The 15,692-nt window shown below is 57.0% G+C and carries 13 protein-coding genes and 1 tRNA gene; 6 read left to right on the top strand and 8 right to left on the bottom strand.

What is annotated here, in order from left to right; genetic code table 11:
* Positions 1-166: 166 nt before the first annotated feature.
* The 4 genes from EQG79_RS07565 to EQG79_RS07550 form a co-directional block, all read right to left on the bottom strand.
* On the bottom strand, positions 167-1,843 hold the full coding sequence (locus EQG79_RS07565; RefSeq protein WP_129600988.1) for a M1 family metallopeptidase: 1,677 nt from the start codon (positions 1,841-1,843) through the stop codon (positions 167-169).
* A 48-nt stretch (positions 1,844-1,891) separates the two neighbouring features.
* Positions 1,892-3,046, bottom strand: a complete 1,155-nt coding sequence (locus tag EQG79_RS07560; protein ID WP_077920709.1) for a hypothetical protein — start codon at positions 3,044-3,046, stop codon at positions 1,892-1,894.
* 100 nt (positions 3,047-3,146) lie between these two features.
* Positions 3,147-4,457: an adenosylhomocysteinase gene (gene ahcY / locus EQG79_RS07555; RefSeq protein ID WP_129600987.1), complete on the bottom strand. Its 1,311-nt coding sequence runs from the start codon at positions 4,455-4,457 to the stop codon at positions 3,147-3,149.
* A gap of 140 nt (positions 4,458-4,597) precedes the next feature.
* The gene (locus EQG79_RS07550; protein ID WP_206445577.1) at positions 4,598-5,065 is read right to left on the bottom strand and encodes a RidA family protein; all 468 of its coding nucleotides are present in this window, start codon (positions 5,063-5,065) and stop codon (positions 4,598-4,600) included.
* Positions 5,066-5,199: 134 nt separating this feature from the next.
* Here EQG79_RS07550 and EQG79_RS07545 point away from each other — a divergent pair, with 134 nt between their 5' ends.
* Together EQG79_RS07545 and EQG79_RS07540 are read left to right on the top strand one after the other, a co-directional pair.
* Positions 5,200-5,691: a MarR family winged helix-turn-helix transcriptional regulator gene (locus EQG79_RS07545; protein WP_129600986.1), complete on the top strand. Its 492-nt coding sequence runs from the start codon at positions 5,200-5,202 to the stop codon at positions 5,689-5,691.
* Positions 5,692-5,742: 51 nt separating this feature from the next.
* Positions 5,743-6,204, top strand: coding sequence for a GNAT family N-acetyltransferase (locus tag EQG79_RS07540; RefSeq protein WP_077920712.1), 462 nt, complete (start codon positions 5,743-5,745; stop codon positions 6,202-6,204).
* Here EQG79_RS07540 and EQG79_RS07535 read toward each other — a convergent pair whose 3' ends face one another.
* Complete coding sequence (locus EQG79_RS07535; RefSeq protein ID WP_077920713.1) at positions 6,205-6,855, bottom strand: GDSL-type esterase/lipase family protein; 651 nt, start codon at positions 6,853-6,855, stop codon at positions 6,205-6,207.
* A gap of 45 nt (positions 6,856-6,900) precedes the next feature.
* Positions 6,901-8,193 (bottom strand): UDP-N-acetylmuramoyl-tripeptide--D-alanyl-D-alanine ligase, encoded by a 1,293-nt coding sequence (locus EQG79_RS07530; RefSeq protein WP_129601166.1) that lies wholly within the window; start codon positions 8,191-8,193, stop codon positions 6,901-6,903.
* A gap of 132 nt (positions 8,194-8,325) precedes the next feature.
* Here EQG79_RS07530 and EQG79_RS07525 point away from each other — a divergent pair, with 132 nt between their 5' ends.
* Together EQG79_RS07525 and EQG79_RS07520 are read left to right on the top strand one after the other, a co-directional pair.
* On the top strand, positions 8,326-10,602 hold the full coding sequence (locus EQG79_RS07525) for an FG-GAP-like repeat-containing protein (protein ID WP_129600985.1): 2,277 nt from the start codon (positions 8,326-8,328) through the stop codon (positions 10,600-10,602).
* Positions 10,603-10,711: 109 nt separating this feature from the next.
* Positions 10,712-11,077 (top strand): hypothetical protein, encoded by a 366-nt coding sequence (locus tag EQG79_RS07520; protein WP_077920716.1) that lies wholly within the window; start codon positions 10,712-10,714, stop codon positions 11,075-11,077.
* 105 nt (positions 11,078-11,182) lie between these two features.
* On the opposite strand, the gene EQG79_RS07515 is transcribed toward EQG79_RS07520, so the two are convergent.
* Positions 11,183-12,715, bottom strand: a complete 1,533-nt coding sequence (locus EQG79_RS07515; protein WP_206445576.1) for a sensor histidine kinase — start codon at positions 12,713-12,715, stop codon at positions 11,183-11,185.
* A 198-nt stretch (positions 12,716-12,913) separates the two neighbouring features.
* Here EQG79_RS07515 and EQG79_RS07510 point away from each other — a divergent pair, with 198 nt between their 5' ends.
* Entirely contained in the window at positions 12,914-13,216 is a 303-nt protein-coding gene (locus EQG79_RS07510; RefSeq protein WP_129600983.1) for a hypothetical protein, read from the top strand.
* Between the two features lie 56 nt (positions 13,217-13,272).
* Here the strand turns inward: EQG79_RS07510 and EQG79_RS07505 are convergent.
* A tRNA-Thr gene (locus EQG79_RS07505) sits at positions 13,273-13,345 on the bottom strand.
* 104 nt (positions 13,346-13,449) lie between these two features.
* On the opposite strand from EQG79_RS07505, the gene EQG79_RS07500 reads away from it, so the two are divergent.
* Positions 13,450-15,393: an ABC-F family ATP-binding cassette domain-containing protein gene (locus EQG79_RS07500; protein ID WP_129600982.1), complete on the top strand. Its 1,944-nt coding sequence runs from the start codon at positions 13,450-13,452 to the stop codon at positions 15,391-15,393.
* Positions 15,394-15,692 lie beyond the last annotated feature (299 nt).

The raw sequence follows: 15,692 nt of genomic DNA, 5'->3' as shown, positions 1-15,692 counted from the left end.
CCCTGGCTGTGGTTGGCAAGCCAGCTCCACATCGACCGCCCCACAGCAAGTGGAAACTTAAAAGAAGACCGCGCTAACGTACCGCTTCACCACAGCCAGAGGCTACGCCTACTGGCTGGGTTTGTTGACCACAGTCAGGGGCTGCGTCTACTGGCTGGGTTTGCAGCTATTCGACAGCGGTGACGCGTACGTCGAACAGGCCTTTATCCCGGTCTACGCTGACTGGACCGGCGCCGGCTTTGAGCGTCAGAGTCTGCCAGGAGCGGGTAGGCCGTAGCAGTTGCCAGTCGCTGGTGCTGGTCCGGACCCACACGGGCAGGTTGAACCCATCCGTGTCGGCCACCCAGCGGTAGTTCATCTCCAGCTCGTCGGTGCCTTTGCCAGCCAGTTTGTACTCGAACGTGGGCAGGTCGGCATGGCGCAGGTATTGATCGAACAGCGGGCGCAGGTTCACCCCGGTCTGTTTGCCCAGAAAGTCGATGATTTCATCAGTGTATACTATGGATCGCTGTTTTTCGGTCGCCAGCGCCCGGATGGCCGCAAACCAGGTTTTGTCATTGTTGACGGCGTAGCGGAGGGTATGGAGCATCCAGGCTCCTTTGTAATAGATGTCGGTGTCTTCCTGCTCGGCATTGACACCCAGCGGACCCAGCATCGGAAACTTGTTTTTAATCAGCTTCCGCTGGTTGTTGAGGTAGCCGATGGTGCGGGCTTCGTCCTGCGTACAGGCCATGTACAGGGCTTCGGCATAGGTCGTAAAGGACTCATGGATCCACATTTCAGCCTGATCGGCGCAGCTCAGGCTGTTGCCGAAGTATTCGTGGCCGCTCTCGTGGATGATGATGAAGTCGAACCCGTAGGCGTTGTTGCGGTACTTGTTCCCGTAGGCGACCGCGCTCTGGTGTTCCATGCCCCAGTAGGGTGTTTCAACCAGTTTGTAGCCGTCGCGCCAGAAAGGGTATTTGCCGAAGTGAGTTTCGTAGCAGGCCAGCATGGGCTTTACCTGGGCGAAGTGCGCTTTGGCCCTGGCCAGGTTGCCGGGCAGTACGTAATAGTCCAGCGCCAGTTTCTGGCCATCTTTGGCGGTGTAGGTATCCGAAATGTGGGCGTAATCGGTAATGTTGAGGGTTACGTTATAGTTGTTGATCGGGTAATGAACAAACCAGGTCCATTCGGTTTGTGTACCGCCGGCTGCCGGTTTCTGCCCAACCAGCTTTCCGTTCGAGACGCAGGTCAGCCCTTTCGGCACCCGGCAGCGGATGCGCATCGAGTCGGGCTCGTCGGAGAGGTGGTCTTTGTTGGGCCACCATAAACTGGCGCCCGTACCTTCACAGGCTACCGTTACCCAGTCGGCCTGTCGGGCCGTTGTGGTGTCTTTGCGCCAGACGAAGCCGCCATCCCAGGGGGCATTTTTGGCAATCTGGGGCTTACCGGCATAACTGATGGTGATATCGCGAACCTGACCAGCCGCGGGAGCATCGGGCAGGGTGATGAAGAGGGCGTTGCCGTCGCGGGTATAGGCAAGCGGTTTGAGCTGCCCGTTGCTGCCTTTCTGGGTAATGGATCGGACCGCCATGCTGGCGAACAGGTCGACCTGCATCCGCCGAAACGGCTTCACCACTTTATAACGGATGGTGTTGCTGCCCTGGATGGTTTGGGTAGCCGGATCGACGCGCAGGCTCAGGTCGTAAAAAAGCACATCGTAGCTGGTACGTTCGGGGCGGAGACCACCCCGCAGCGAGTCGGCATGGGTGAAGCGGCTGGCCGGTGTCTGCGCCTGCACCGACAGCTGGCTCAGGATCGAAAGAAATACGGCAAAAGCCAGCCTGCTAATGGCGTTCATAAACGGGAGTCTGAAGAAGCGATAAAAAACACCATGCCGATCAGGTAATTAAATCAGGTTGCCCGGCAGCACAATGGTTGTTCGCTCGGGGCGGTAGTTGACTTTACGAAGCCGTCCGAAGCCGCCGATGCCGATCTGCAGGTTGAACAGGCCACCGGAAAAGGGCTTGCCAATCAGCACCGGGCTGTAGGATACTTTGGTACGAACAAACCAGAAGCTATTTTCTGAACGATCGGGCCGGGGTGTATTATTGCCCAGTTTGATATCCAGGGCCAGGCCTACTACGGGGGCATGATCCGACACGACGAAGCCTTTGTACCGTTCATCGTTCCGGTTGCGGGGCGTCAGCTCCAGCAGCCGGTAGCCCACGTAGGGAATCAGCCGCTGCCGGGACGACTCGTAGGCGATGGCCCCCAGGCCGATTTCGAGCTGGGTGGGGCTGACGGGCATACCGGCTTCCCATTTTTTGTTCTGGTGCGAAAAGTCGGACTTAACGCTGCCGTTGTAGAGCGTGGGGTGGATAAACAGCACCGTTCGCCGGAAGGCCAGGTCCAGACCGAACACGATACCGCCCGATGGGTTGAGGTGCTGGGCCAGCGGGCCGGTGGCAAGGGCGCCCCCTCCGCCGAAGAATATGCCGTACCCTATTTTCGACGAGCGGTAGGTCGTTACCAGGTCGGGCACATCGTACAGCCGCTGAACCACCTGCCGCTGCCACCGTTGCAGGGCTGCAAGGTCGTCGCCCCCGCCGGTTTCGGCCCGGAACCGGTTTACTTCGGCACCCAGCTCGGCGTTGGTGAGGTATTCGATCTGTTTGGCCTGCTGTTTAAACCGCCGGTCGGCACCGAGCGCAATTAGCTTGGCTTTCATCTGGCGGGTATGCACTTCAACCAGATCGAACAGGACCTGATTATAGGCCAGTGTCCGCTCCGAGCGGGCTGTTTCGGATACCCACGACAGGTTGCGGAACATCAGGCAGAAGGCATCGATAGCGGGCAGGCTTCCGATCGACGTCGGTCGGACTTCGTAGCCGATCTGGTAGTAGAACTCCGACCCGCCCAGGCCGGGCTGGGCGGGGCTGTGAAAGTCGCTGAGCTGTAGCCGACGGGTAGCGCTCCAATGCAGCGTATCGATCGTGGTCTGCTGCGCTGAACAGAGCAGAGACGACGTCAGAAGCAGCAGCACCGCGAACAGTCGGTTCATGACGAAAAGATGATGGGGTTGTCTATCAACAAATATACTAAAAAAGCGCAGCCCCGTTTCCGAAGCTGCGCCAACTAAAGCGAGGCAGGTCTGTACGCGGTTAGTACCGGTACATCTCTGATTTGAACGGACCATCAACCGTAACGCCGATGTAGTCAGCCTGCTCCTGCTCGAGGGGTTCGAGCCTGGCGCCGACGTGGGCCAGGTGCATAGCCGCTACTTTTTCGTCCAGTTTTTTGGGCAGTACATATACCTTGTTCTCGTACTTGTCTGAGTTAGCCCACAGTTCGAGCTGCGCCAGGGTCTGGTTCGCAAACGAGCAGGACATCACAAACGAGGGGTGGCCCATAGCGCAGCCGAGGTTCACCAGACGGCCTTCGGCCAGCACGATGATCTCTTTGCCGTCAATTTCGTACATGTCGACCTGCGGTTTGATCTGGCTTTTGCTGTGACCGTAGTTTTCGTTGAGCCACGCCATATCGATCTCGTTGTCGAAGTGACCGATGTTGCAGACAATCGACTTGTCGCGCATGGCCCGGAAGTGCCGGTCTTTGATGATCCGGACGTTGCCGGTGGCGGTCACAAAAATATTGGCCCGGGTAACGGCTTCGTCCATCGGCACCACTTCGTATCCGTCCATGGCGGCCTGCAGGGCGCAGATGGGGTCTATTTCGGTAACCAGTACGCGACAGCCAGCGCCCCGAAGCGACTCGGCCGAGCCTTTACCTACGTCGCCATAACCCGCTACAACCGCTACCTTACCGGCCAGCATCAGGTCCGTGGCCCGGCGGATGGCGTCGACCAGCGACTCGCGGCAACCGTATTTGTTGTCAAATTTCGACTTCGTTACCGAGTCGTTGACGTTGATGGCGGGCAGGTGCAGGGTGCCGTTCTTCATCCGCTCGTACAGGCGGTGAACCCCCGTCGTGGTTTCTTCCGAGAGTCCTTTGATGCCCTGAATCAGTTCCGGATATACGTCGAACACCATGTTGGTCAGGTCTCCGCCGTCGTCCAGGATCATGTTGAGAGGCTGGCGTTCTTCGCCGAAGAACAGCGTTTGCTCGATGCACCAGTTAAATTCTTCTTCGGTCATCCCTTTCCAGGCGTAGACCGGAATGCCTGCAGCGGCAATGGCAGCAGCGGCATGGTCCTGCGTAGAGAAGATATTACACGATGACCAGGTCACATCGGCGCCCAGCGCTACCAGTGTTTCGATCAGCACTGCCGTCTGTATGGTCATGTGCAGGCAACCCGCAATACGAGCGCCTTTCAGCGGCTGCGACGGGCCATATTCAGCACGCAGAGCCATCAGACCCGGCATTTCAGCTTCGGCAAGCCGAATTTCCTTGCGGCCCCAGTCGGCCAGCGCGATGTCCTTAACCTTGTAAGGGACGTACGTGGAGGTTTGCATATAGTAGTTTACATGTTTCAGTCTACAGAAGCGCCCACGATTGGCTCAGTGGGTCGGCAGCAGACCGGATTGGTTTCTTAGCAAAGTGCAAAATTAGCTGCCAACGGGCAGAAAGACTAACCATTTGGTATTTTAACCAGTCATCGGACGACCGCAATGGCCTCGATCTCGATCAGCACGTCTTTATCATACAAAGCCTGCACGCCCACATAGGTGCTGCCGGGCGGATTAGGACCCGTATAGTACTGCGTCCGGATACTGCGCACGGCGTTTAATTTGTCGTCCGTGCTGTTCACGACATAGGTTGTCAGTTTCACGACATCGCTGAATGTGGCCCCCGCAGCCGCCAGTGCCGTTTTCAGGTTGTCGAATACCTGCCTGACCTGCGCCTGAAAATCGCCTTTGTGCAGAATTTCCCCTTTGGCGTTGGCCGAGACCTGCCCGGATATATACACGGTTCGGCCGCCCTGCGCAACGACCACCTGGGTATACCCTTTTGACACCAGCAGGCCGGATGGATTGATGTGCTGAATGGACTGGGCCAGCAGGGTGGGCGTCATAAGCAGCAACCCGACCAGGAAAATGTAGCGGTAGGCGAACAGGCGCATAAATGATGTATAGATACCGGAAGACAAGGACTGTACGGGCTGATAACCGATAAACGAAAAAATAATCCATTACCGCTTGACATCAAGCTATATACTAATTAACTATGTAAGAGCTTACGTAATCACTTACTTATATGGATTTTATGGCAGAACTGGCCGAGCTGGCTATGGCCAGTCGGCTTCGGCGGCTGAGCGAAACGTACTGGCAGGCGGTTACGGCTATTTATCGGCAGTCGGGTCTGGATTTCGATGTTCGGTGGGCCACTATCTTCATCCTGATTGCCCGGCAGGGACCCGTTGCGGTGACGGAAATAGCCGACCGGCTCGGCATTACCCATCCGGCAGTTATTCAGGTCATCAACGAACTGGAAAAGCGGCATCTCATTGCATCGACCAAGTCCGATCAGGATGGGCGCAAACGGCTCCTGGCCCTGAGCGAAGCGGGACTGGCGATGCTGCCCCGGCTACAGCCGCTCTGGGATGCTTTCGTAACGGTGAACCGTCAGATGCTCATGCAGCAAACGCACAATCTGCTTATATCGGTCCAGGAAATGGAAGACCAGCTGGCCGAGCAGAGCTTTTTTGACCGGGTACGAGCCGAGCTGGACGCCAGAAGCCACCCCTAACGTCTCTTTATTTTACCTACCAATAATCAGTTACCTCCACCTGTAATCATCATGAACGACATCTCCATTATCTACTACCAGCCTCAGTACCAGCCCGACTTCAAACGGCTCAACATAGCCTGGATCAGCGAATCCTTTACCGTAGAAGAACACGACCTCGAACAGCTCGACCACCCCGAAACCCACATCCTGCCAAACGGTGGACAGATTCTGCTGGCGAAACAGGGCGATGAGATCGTGGGTACGGCGGCTATGGTTCCTACGGGCGAGGGGACTTACGAACTGGCTAAAATGTCGGTGGCTTCGGCGCTTCGTGGCCGGGGCGTAGGTAAGCTGCTGGCGCTGGGGGCTATCGCGTATGCCCGGGAGGTGGGCGCCAGTCTGATCTGGCTCGAATCGAATCGGAAAGCGGTGGCCGCCATCGAACTCTACAAACGGGTTGGGTTCGTGGAAGTCCCGCTCCGGCCGTCGCCCTACACCCGGGCCGATATCTGCATGGAAATGCGGCTGTAATTACCGTAGCACAGGGCGCAGTTCTCTGGCCCACAAAACATAGCCTTTCTCGTTCATATGCAGGCTGTCGGACTTGAACAGGGCGCCGATGGTCTGGCCGTTTGGCTGGCGCATAACCGGGCCGATATCGACAAAATTCGTTTTCGACTGGCCGGCCAGGAATTGTTTGATGAGCCGGTTGGCTTCGTCGACCTGAGCCCGGTATTGCCGGCGCGACGGGCTGGGTTTGATGGATATAAACACGAAAGGCACACCCGGTAACCGTTTCCGAACGTAACGAAACAGGGTAACGAACCGCTCATAGGTCTGCTGGCCGCTCACTTTGCCGGTAGCAATATCGTTTTCACCAGCGTACAGAACGATCTGTTTGGGTTTGTAGGGAATGATGATGCGATCGGCATAGCGAATGACATCGCTCAGCTCCGACCCGCCAAAGCCCCGGTTCAGCAGCTTCTTGCCCGGAAAATACGAGGCCAGGTTATCCCAGAGCCGGATCGACGAGCTACCGGTGAACAGAATAGGCCGCCGGGGTGGGCGGGTGGTTTTGTCGGCGGCTTCGAAAGCACGGATCTCCGACTCGAACCGGGGGAGGTCCTGCGCCAGGACGGGCAGGGTAAAAACAACGAAGAACAGGATTCGGAAAACAAACATGCGTGTCGACAGGAGAGAAAGCTGGCCATCAGTAGCCGCCGGGCGTTAAATAAAAGGCACAACGCTCTCCAAACTCATGCCCCTCGATCCTTTGATCAGTACATGGGTGTCGGTCATGGGATTGTCCATCAGCCAGTTGTGCAGTGAAAATTTGTCGGGAAAATAATAGGCCTTGGGCAGGGCACCGAGCGCGTACTTCATGTCTTTCCCCGCCAGAATAACCAGGTCGAACTTGGCATCGGCAATGAGCTGCCCCAGGGCTTCGTGTTCGGCCGGGCTCTCGTCGCCCAGTTCGTACATATCGCCTACAATAACGACTTTGCGTTTAGCAGGGGTAGCCGCAAACTGCCGGATGGCAGCTGCCATGGAGCTGGGGTTGGCGTTGTAGGCATCCAGCAGTACCGTGTTGCTGCCTTTCTGCACCACCTGCGAGCGGTTGTTGGTGGGGTTGTAGTCGGCAACGGCATGGTGAGCTTCGGCAGGCGATACCCCAAAATGCTGCCCGATAGCCAGGGCGGCCGCCATATTCTCGAAGTTGTAGCGGCCGGGCAGGTGGGTCGTGATGGTCTGGCCGGTGTCGGTTCGGTATACGGCTACCGGCGACTCCTGCACGAGTTCGGGCTGGTTATGTTCCAGGTAAAAAACGGTCTGCCCGAAGCCGCTGCGCTCCTGATGCATGGCCGTCAGAACGGGATCGTTCGCGTTGACGAACACGGTCCCGCCGGTTGAGGCCAGATAATCGTACAGTTCGCCTTTGCCGATCCGAACCCCCTCGATACCGCCAAACCCTTCGAGGTGGGCCTTGCCGATGTTCGTGATGAGTCCGTGGGTAGGCTGACAGATTGAGCAGAGCAGGGCAATCTCGCGCTGGTGATTGGCACCCATTTCGACGACCGCCATCTCGTACTGATCGGTGATGGACAGAACCGTGAGCGGTACCCCGATGTGGTTGTTAAAGTTGCCCTGGGTGGCGTAGGTGATGTAGCGTTTCGAAAGCACCCCCGCAATGAGTTCTTTGGTGGTGGTTTTGCCATTCGACCCCGTCAGGCCCACTACCGGAATGGTCAGCGTTTGGCGGTGATGGCGGGCCAGATCCTGCAGGGCCGTGAGGGCGTCGGCTACCAGCAAACAGCCGTCGGGCTGCTGAGCCGCTACGGCCGGATCGTCGACGAGGGCGTAGCGGGCTCCGGCCGTCAGAGCCTCCTGGGCAAACTGGTTTCCGTCAAAATTGCCACCTTTCAGGGCTACAAACAGGCAGCCGGTCGTAATTCGTCGGGTATCGGTCGATACGCCGGTGCATTCCAGAAATTTATGATACAGTTGCTCGGTGTTCACCATCACATTCGGGCGGGTTTCATCGTTTCAAATAGACACAGAAAACAACGTCGTGTCAGGAACAAGTCTGGGCTCGTTGCCGGCAAACGGGATGACCTCAGTGCCTCTGTGTTGAATAATCCAGTCAAAATTAGAATGAAAAAGCTGTTTACGCTTTGTTTTCTGGTAAGTCCGTGGTGGAGTATGGCGCAATCGAACGGGGCCTTCGGGTTTCAGTACGACCAGCGCCCAACCGTCAGCGTCAACGGCCAGGCCGTGCTGAACCCCTGGGTGGGCGGGCTGAACGCTACCCAGTACTCGACCCTCCGGCTCAACGACGACACCCGCGACGATCTGGTTGTGTTTGACCGGACTACTAATAAGCTCAGCACCTTTGTAGCCATCGATAACCCGACCGGTAGCGGAATTGCCTGGCGGTACGCGCCCGAGTACGAAGCCGTTTTTCCAACCGTTTACAGCTGGCTGCTGCTGGTCGATTATGACGGCGATGGCCAAAAAGATCTCTTCACCAACGGCGCCAGCAGCATCCGGCTGTTCCGGAACGAACCCGTCAACGGGCGCCCCGCATTTCGGCTGGTGTCTGCCGAACTGATGACCGAAGGATACGGCGGGCGACAGTCGCTCTACGTGGCGGGTGTCGATACACCGGCCATTCTCGATTATGACAACGACGGCGATATCGACGTACTCACCTTCGACCCCTCGGGCGATCAGATCTCGTATCAGCAGAACATGAGCGTGGAGCGCACCGGCAAACGTGACGGCCTCGACTTCAAACGCACGTCGGGCCCCTGCTGGGGTTACTTCAAGAAGAATTTCTGCAATGACTTTGTCTTCGGGCTGGAGTGTGGCGATGCCCCGGCCTCCGTCGAGCCGATTACGGCGGGAGCGGTAGCCATCAAGCCACCCCTGGCCGGTACCAATCCCAACGGCCGACCGCTGCACTCGGGCAATACGCTGACGGTGGTCGATACCGATGGCGACGGCAATAAAGATTTGCTGTTCGGGTTCGTTACCTGTTCTAACCTGGCTCGGCTGCGGGGCGCGGGACCCAACTCGAACGTAGCCCGTTTTGTCGGCTTCGACAGTTTGTTTCCGGCCAGCAAACCGATTGTGTTTCCGGCGTTTCCGGCGGTATCCTGGGAAGATGTAGACGGCGACGGGCAAAAAGATTTGCTGGCTTCGCCCAACGTCGGGTATAACGAAAATCAGGTCTTCGATTTTCGGGCTTCGGGCTGGTATTACAAAAACCGCGGCAACAACCGCAACCCCAATTTTCAGTTTGTACAGACCGATTTCCTGCAAAAAGACATGCTCGACCTGGGAGAGAACGCTACGCCGGCCCTGGCTGATCTCGACGGCGACGGGGATGCCGACCTGCTGGTGGGGTTCGACGGTCTGCGGACCGGAACCAGCTACCGGGCGGGCTTATGGCAGTTCGAAAACCAGGGCACCAACCAGAATCCGGCCTTCGTACTCGTCACGACCGATTATCTGGGTATCAGCCAGTCGCTGGCCCTGACATCGGTGCTGCCTCAGCTGATCGATATCGATGCCAACGGCAGTGTTGATCTGGTGCTGACCGGTACCGGCGCGCGCAATGTAGAAATGCGGGCGCTGGTGAATACGGCTCCGAGAGGGGCGGCTGTCCGGTTCGATCTGAGCCGGGCTACCAGCTGGGCGCTGCCCGGTACGCAGCAAATCGGCGAACGACCGACGCTTACCGATGTGGACCGCGACGGGTTGCTCGATCTGCTGCTCGGCAAAAACGACGGCACTATCAGCTACTACCGCAACGCTGGCTCGGCTACCAGCCCTTCGTTTCAGCTCCAGAACCAGACTTTCGGCGGGTTAACGGCCAACGTGTTTCAGGATCGGGCGCGGTCGCTGGTAGTGGCTGACCTAAACGGCGACCAGAAAGCAGAGCTGATTTCGGCATCTGACCACGGCGAGCTCCGGATCTACCGCTTTCCCGACCGGCCCGACCAGCCTCTCACCCTGCTCGACTCGCTGCCGGGTCTGGGTCTACCAGGCGCGGGACTGGTGGCGGCTGTGGCTGACCTCGATGGTGATCAGCTGCCCGACCTGATGCTGGGTAGCCGGGCAGGGGGGCTGCGATACCTCAAAAACACGTCGCAGAAAGTAGTCGTTACGGGTACCAAACCCGAAGAGCCCGTCAGTCCGTGGGCCTTCCCAAACCCGACCGATCATTTTCTGACGGTGCGTCCCGCCTTTACCGGACAGGTCGAACTGCTGTCGTTAGCCGGTCAGGCCGTATTGCCCGCCCAGCCGGTCCGGGCTGGTGAAGAGACGTTGCTGGATGTCAGTCAGTTGGCCGACGGAACCTACCTGCTTCGGCTCACGGGCGAAAACCGGCCCGCGCAGGTGCAGAAAGTCGTTGTCTGGAAGTAGCAGAAAACAGTTTGGGGCTTCGTCGGTTAGAGACACATACGACTGAGTCACGGCCCGTAACGAGCCCTGACCAGCCATAACCTGATCATCTCAACTACGAAAAACCAGTATGGAAAATACAAACAACGCCGATCAGCAGCGCGTCGACCAGAATACGGGTGGCCCGCTGGAGGGTATGTCGCCCCAGAATACCAACGTACCCGAGAACAACGACGAGATGGATGCTGTGGTCTACGCGGGTCTTGGCGTTAACAACGACCCTGACGTGATGAACCCCGGCGATGAAGAAGCAACCGACACGCTGCTCTACACCGACACCGCCACAGCCCGCCATGCGACCGATGAAGTATCGAACGCCGACGACCTGGACGACACCCCCGACGATCTGCTCGCCGACGACCTCTCCGACGATGAGCTGGATCGGGAAATAACCGAACTCGCCGAAGACGAGGAAGCCAGCAACGAGCGGTACTAGCCAGTAACCGAACCGACATTTGGCGGGTGATTTCTCTGGGGGTGATTGGTGGGACGGCGCAAGGGCGTACAGCCACCGATCACCCCCAGAGAAATCACCTTTTTTTTATAGCAAAGCAGGCAGATAGATGGTGAATGTAGCGCCCTGACCGGGCTGGCTGCGGGCACTGATGTAGCCTCTGTGGTTCTCTACTACTTTTTGCACAATGGTGAGGCCAATGCCGGTGCCGTCGTATTCGGAGCGGGTGTGGAGTCGCTGGAAGATGGTAAAAATCCGGTCCAGGTACTTCTCGTCGAAGCCAATACCGTTGTCGGTCACGCTGATGGCGTAAAACAACCGACTGGTGTCAGACGCGGCTATTGGCTGACCGGGCAGAGGTCGCACAGCACTGCCGGGAACCTGTTCGCAGTCGATACGTATATGTGGCTTTTGTTGACCAGAAGCTGGTTTGGCGAACTTGAGCGCGTTGCTGATCAGGTTTTGAAACACCTGCCGGAGCTGAAGTGCATCGCCCAGTACAGCAGGCAGCGACGTTACCTCGACCTGCGCCTGTTTCTCATGAATGGTGGCTTCGAGGTCGGTCAGCACATCCCTCACCACTTCCGGCAGGGAGATGGTCCGGAAAGGCTGCGACTGGGTCGATAGCCGCGAGAACGTCAGCAGATCACGAATAAGCGTGTTCATCCGACTCGCGGCCGACTGCATCCGGTCAATCAGCTCACGACTATGGTCGTCTACGGCCGGACTCGACTGGCTTCGCAGAATGTCGCCAAATGACTGAATCTTGCGGAGCGGCTCCTGCAGGTCGTGGGAGGCTACGTAGGCGAACCGTTCCAGGTTCTGATTCGACCGTTTCAGATTTTCGATCAGCAGGTTAAGTTCCTGCTCGTGGTGCTTGGCCGCCGTAATATCGATGAACGTCATCAATAGTCCGTCGCTCAGCTTCGAAATCGATATGTCGTACCAGTTCTCGATACCATTGACGCTGATCCGGCTTTCAAAGCGTTGAGACTCGCCCGTTTCGACGGTGTGGATACAGCGCGGCAGCAGCTCCGGCTGCGCCAGCGTGGCAGGCTGGTTGAACAGGGTATCGCCGATCAGCTGGCTAACTGGCTTCCGGATCAGGCGGGCAGCTGCGTCGTTCACCAGCCGGATCCGTAGATCATACAGCGTGCCCGTCTCGTTGCGCAGAGCCTCGCAGGTGACCATCCCATTGATCGAGCCGTTCAGAATACGTTCGGTAAGGTCTTTCTGCTGGCGGAGGGCGGTGATATCGACAAAGGATGCAGCCAGTCCGTCGCCGTACCGCTGGAGGGTCAGCGAAAACCAGCTCGTGCAGAGCTGGTCGTTCAGCTGGGGCTGAAACTCAACCTCGTACGGCTGCCCGGTTTCTACAACGCGTCGGGCCTGCTCCCATATGTTAACGGTATTGGCGGTAGGAAATAAATCGGTAGAGTTGCGATTAAGCATATCCTGTTCGCTCATGCCCACTACTTCTTCTGCTTTTCGGTTGGCCAGTATGAGCCGAAAATCCTGAATCTCGCCCAGCGCCGTACGCAGGCACTCGAACAGCATGATGGCGTTGCCTGACAGGCTGAGTGCGGCCCGAAGTTGAACCGGGTTTTCGGACGGGGTCATAGATGGGCTTTTCATAACGTCGTTGAGCTACGGCACAGACTTCATAGAAAGTACTAAAAAACAGCCATATAACGTATGATGGAATCGGTTTGTTTCATCCGGGTGCCTGTTAATCAGCAGATTGTCACCTGTGTAGCGAACAAAGTACATACCGGGTAAGTGATCAGGTGCCATTGAAATGCCAGAACAGAGTCCCCAATGATAAAAGTCGGGGCTATTCATGTTTCGGAGAGGGGCTATGGCCAAGAGCTCACCGGCATCAATGCCGAAAAACAGGCCCCCGGCATGAATGCCGAGGCTATTCATTTATCGGATGAGCCGGGACCGACCAGCAATAATCAAGTCGAGACAATAGACAAAAAAACAAATGAGTCGGCCAGCTACGACAAATGCCTGGTACCGGCATTCATGCCGGAAAAAAAGGACCATATCCGCCAAGATCCAACTCAAAAAAATAGACCAAAAAAACGAACGAGCCAGCCAGCTACGACATATGAATAGCGCCGGCATTCATGCCGGAGACACAAAAAATCCCCACTCGGTTGAGCGGGGATATGAGCCTCCTACGGGATTCGAACCTGCGACCTACGCATTACGAATGCGTCGCTCTACCAGCTGAGCTAAGGAGGCTTTTTGCTGTTAGCGGGTGCAAATATAGGGCCAAAGCCCCATAATGCGCAACTCATGATACAAATTTTTGCAGCCGACCGGGCATTTTTCGGTAAATTTGCCCCATGATTTCCATCACGAACCTGTCGTATTACCTCGGCAGCCGCGCGCTCTACGAAAACGCATCGCTGCACATTAAGCCTAACCAGAAAATCGGTCTTATTGGCCTCAACGGTACCGGCAAGTCAACCTTACTCCGCATCATCAATGGCGAATACCAGGCCGATGGCGGTACTATCTCCAAAGCCGGCGACGTTACGCTGGGCTTCCTCAACCAGGATCTGCTCAGCTACCAGACCGATGACTCCATCCTGTCCGTAGCCATGCAGGCCTTCGCGCGGCAGAACGAGCTACAGCGGCAGATCGATGAGCTGCTGCATGAGATGGAAACCAACTACCGCGACGAACTGGTCGATAAACTCGGCAAAGTGCAGGAAGAGTTCGACGCGCTCGATGGCTATACCGTACAGGCCCGGGCCGAAGAAATCCTGGAAGGTCTCGGCTTCTCGACCGACGATCTGCAAAGACCCCTGCGGACGTTCTCCGGCGGATGGCGCATGCGCGTGATGCTCGCCAAGCTGCTGCTGCAGAAGCCGTCGCTGCTGATGCTCGATGAGCCGACCAACCACCTTGACTTACCCTCGATTCAGTGGGTCGAGAAGTATATTCAGACCTACGAAGGGGCCGTCATAGTCGTATCGCACGACCGCGAGTTCCTCGATAACGTCATCGACGTGACGGTTGAAGTAGCCGGTGCCAAGCTGAATTACTACCCCGGCAATTATTCGTTCTACCTCGAAGAAAAGGCGCTGCGGAACGAAATTCAGAAAGGAGCTTACGAAAACCAGCAGGCCAAAATCCGGCAGACGGAGCGGTTTATCGAACGCTTCAAGGCCAAAGCCACGAAGGCTAAACAGGCCCAGAGCCGCGTCAAACAGCTGGCCCGCATGGAGCTGGTCGATGCGGTGATCGACGAAACGGCCCGGGTGAACTTTAAATTCCAGTTTTCGACCCAGCCCGGCCGACATATTCTGCACCTGGACGACATCACGAAGGCCTACGGGCCCAAGCGGATTCTGACCAGGGCCGATATCCGGCTGGAGCGGGGCGACAAAGTAGCGCTGATCGGTGCCAACGGTCGTGGTAAATCGACACTGCTGCGGATTATTTCCGGTTCGGAGCCGGTTAACGAGGGCAAACGCCAGCTGGGTCATAACGTGTCGTTCAGCTTCTACGCGCAGCACCAGCTGGAGTCGCTGAGCGTTGAGGATACGCTGCTCGACGAACTGAAACATGCCAACCCAACCAAGAGCGAAGGGGAGCTGCGGGGCGTACTGGGCTGTTTCCTGTTCTCCAACGATGAGGTATTCAAGAAAATTAAGGTCCTGTCGGGGGGCGAAAAATCGAGGGTAGCCCTGGCCAAGGTGCTGCTGTCGCAGGCCAATTTCCTGCTGCTTGACGAGCCAACCAACCACCTCGACATGCAGTCGGTGAATATCCTGATTCAGGCGCTCGAACAATATGAAGGAACGTACGTAGTCGTATCGCACGACCGCTATTTCGTTTCGCAGATTGCCAACAAGATCTGGTACATCGAAGATGAGCAGATCAAAGAATATCCGGGTACGTATGACGAGTACGAATGGTGGATGGAAGAGCGCAAGGAGCAGGAAGGCAACTCCAAATCAGTTGACAGGAAACCCGCGCCTGCCCCCCAGCCAGCCACCACCACCCCGCGCGCCAGCGACGACGAACGGAAGGAGTGGCAGCGAACCCTGAAGAAACTGACCCAGCAGGCCGAAGAATCAGAAACCAAGATTAGCCAGCTGGAAGAACGCAAAAAACGACTCGAAGCCGAACTGGCCGACCCCGCTACCTACGGCGACAGTAAGCTGATGCAAGCCAAAAACGACGAATACCACCGCGTCAAGGCCGAAATCAGTCAGCTTCAGGACGAGTGGGAAAACGCCATGCTCGAAGCCGAAGAGTGGGAAAAGAAACTAGCCTGATCCCGACAAACCCAGTCTAACCGGCTGGGTTTGTTCATATAATGTGGCCTGTAGACGGGTTTGCCGATAGCTCCATACATGACATTCTCCCGGCGGTCGGGTTTTCGGCTGGCCCCGTTAGGGGCGGCATGGAGATGAAAACGGATCGCCTGACTGAATTACCAGGTCGAGGCCGTACCTGTTGTCAGTACCAAATTTAGCAACCTGACATCTGGGAAGGCCGACAGGGAATTGGCTCGTTTGTTGAGTAAAGTAAACTGATTCAACCGGCCAGCCCTGCAGACAGCCGGCTAATTTCG

It is taken from the genome of Spirosoma sordidisoli, from assembly GCF_004138325.1.
Classification (GTDB): Bacteria; Bacteroidota; Bacteroidia; order Cytophagales; family Spirosomataceae; genus Spirosoma; species Spirosoma sordidisoli.
The sequence above is the reverse complement of the archived record's forward strand: the minus strand, read 5'-3'. Positions and strand labels throughout refer to the sequence as shown.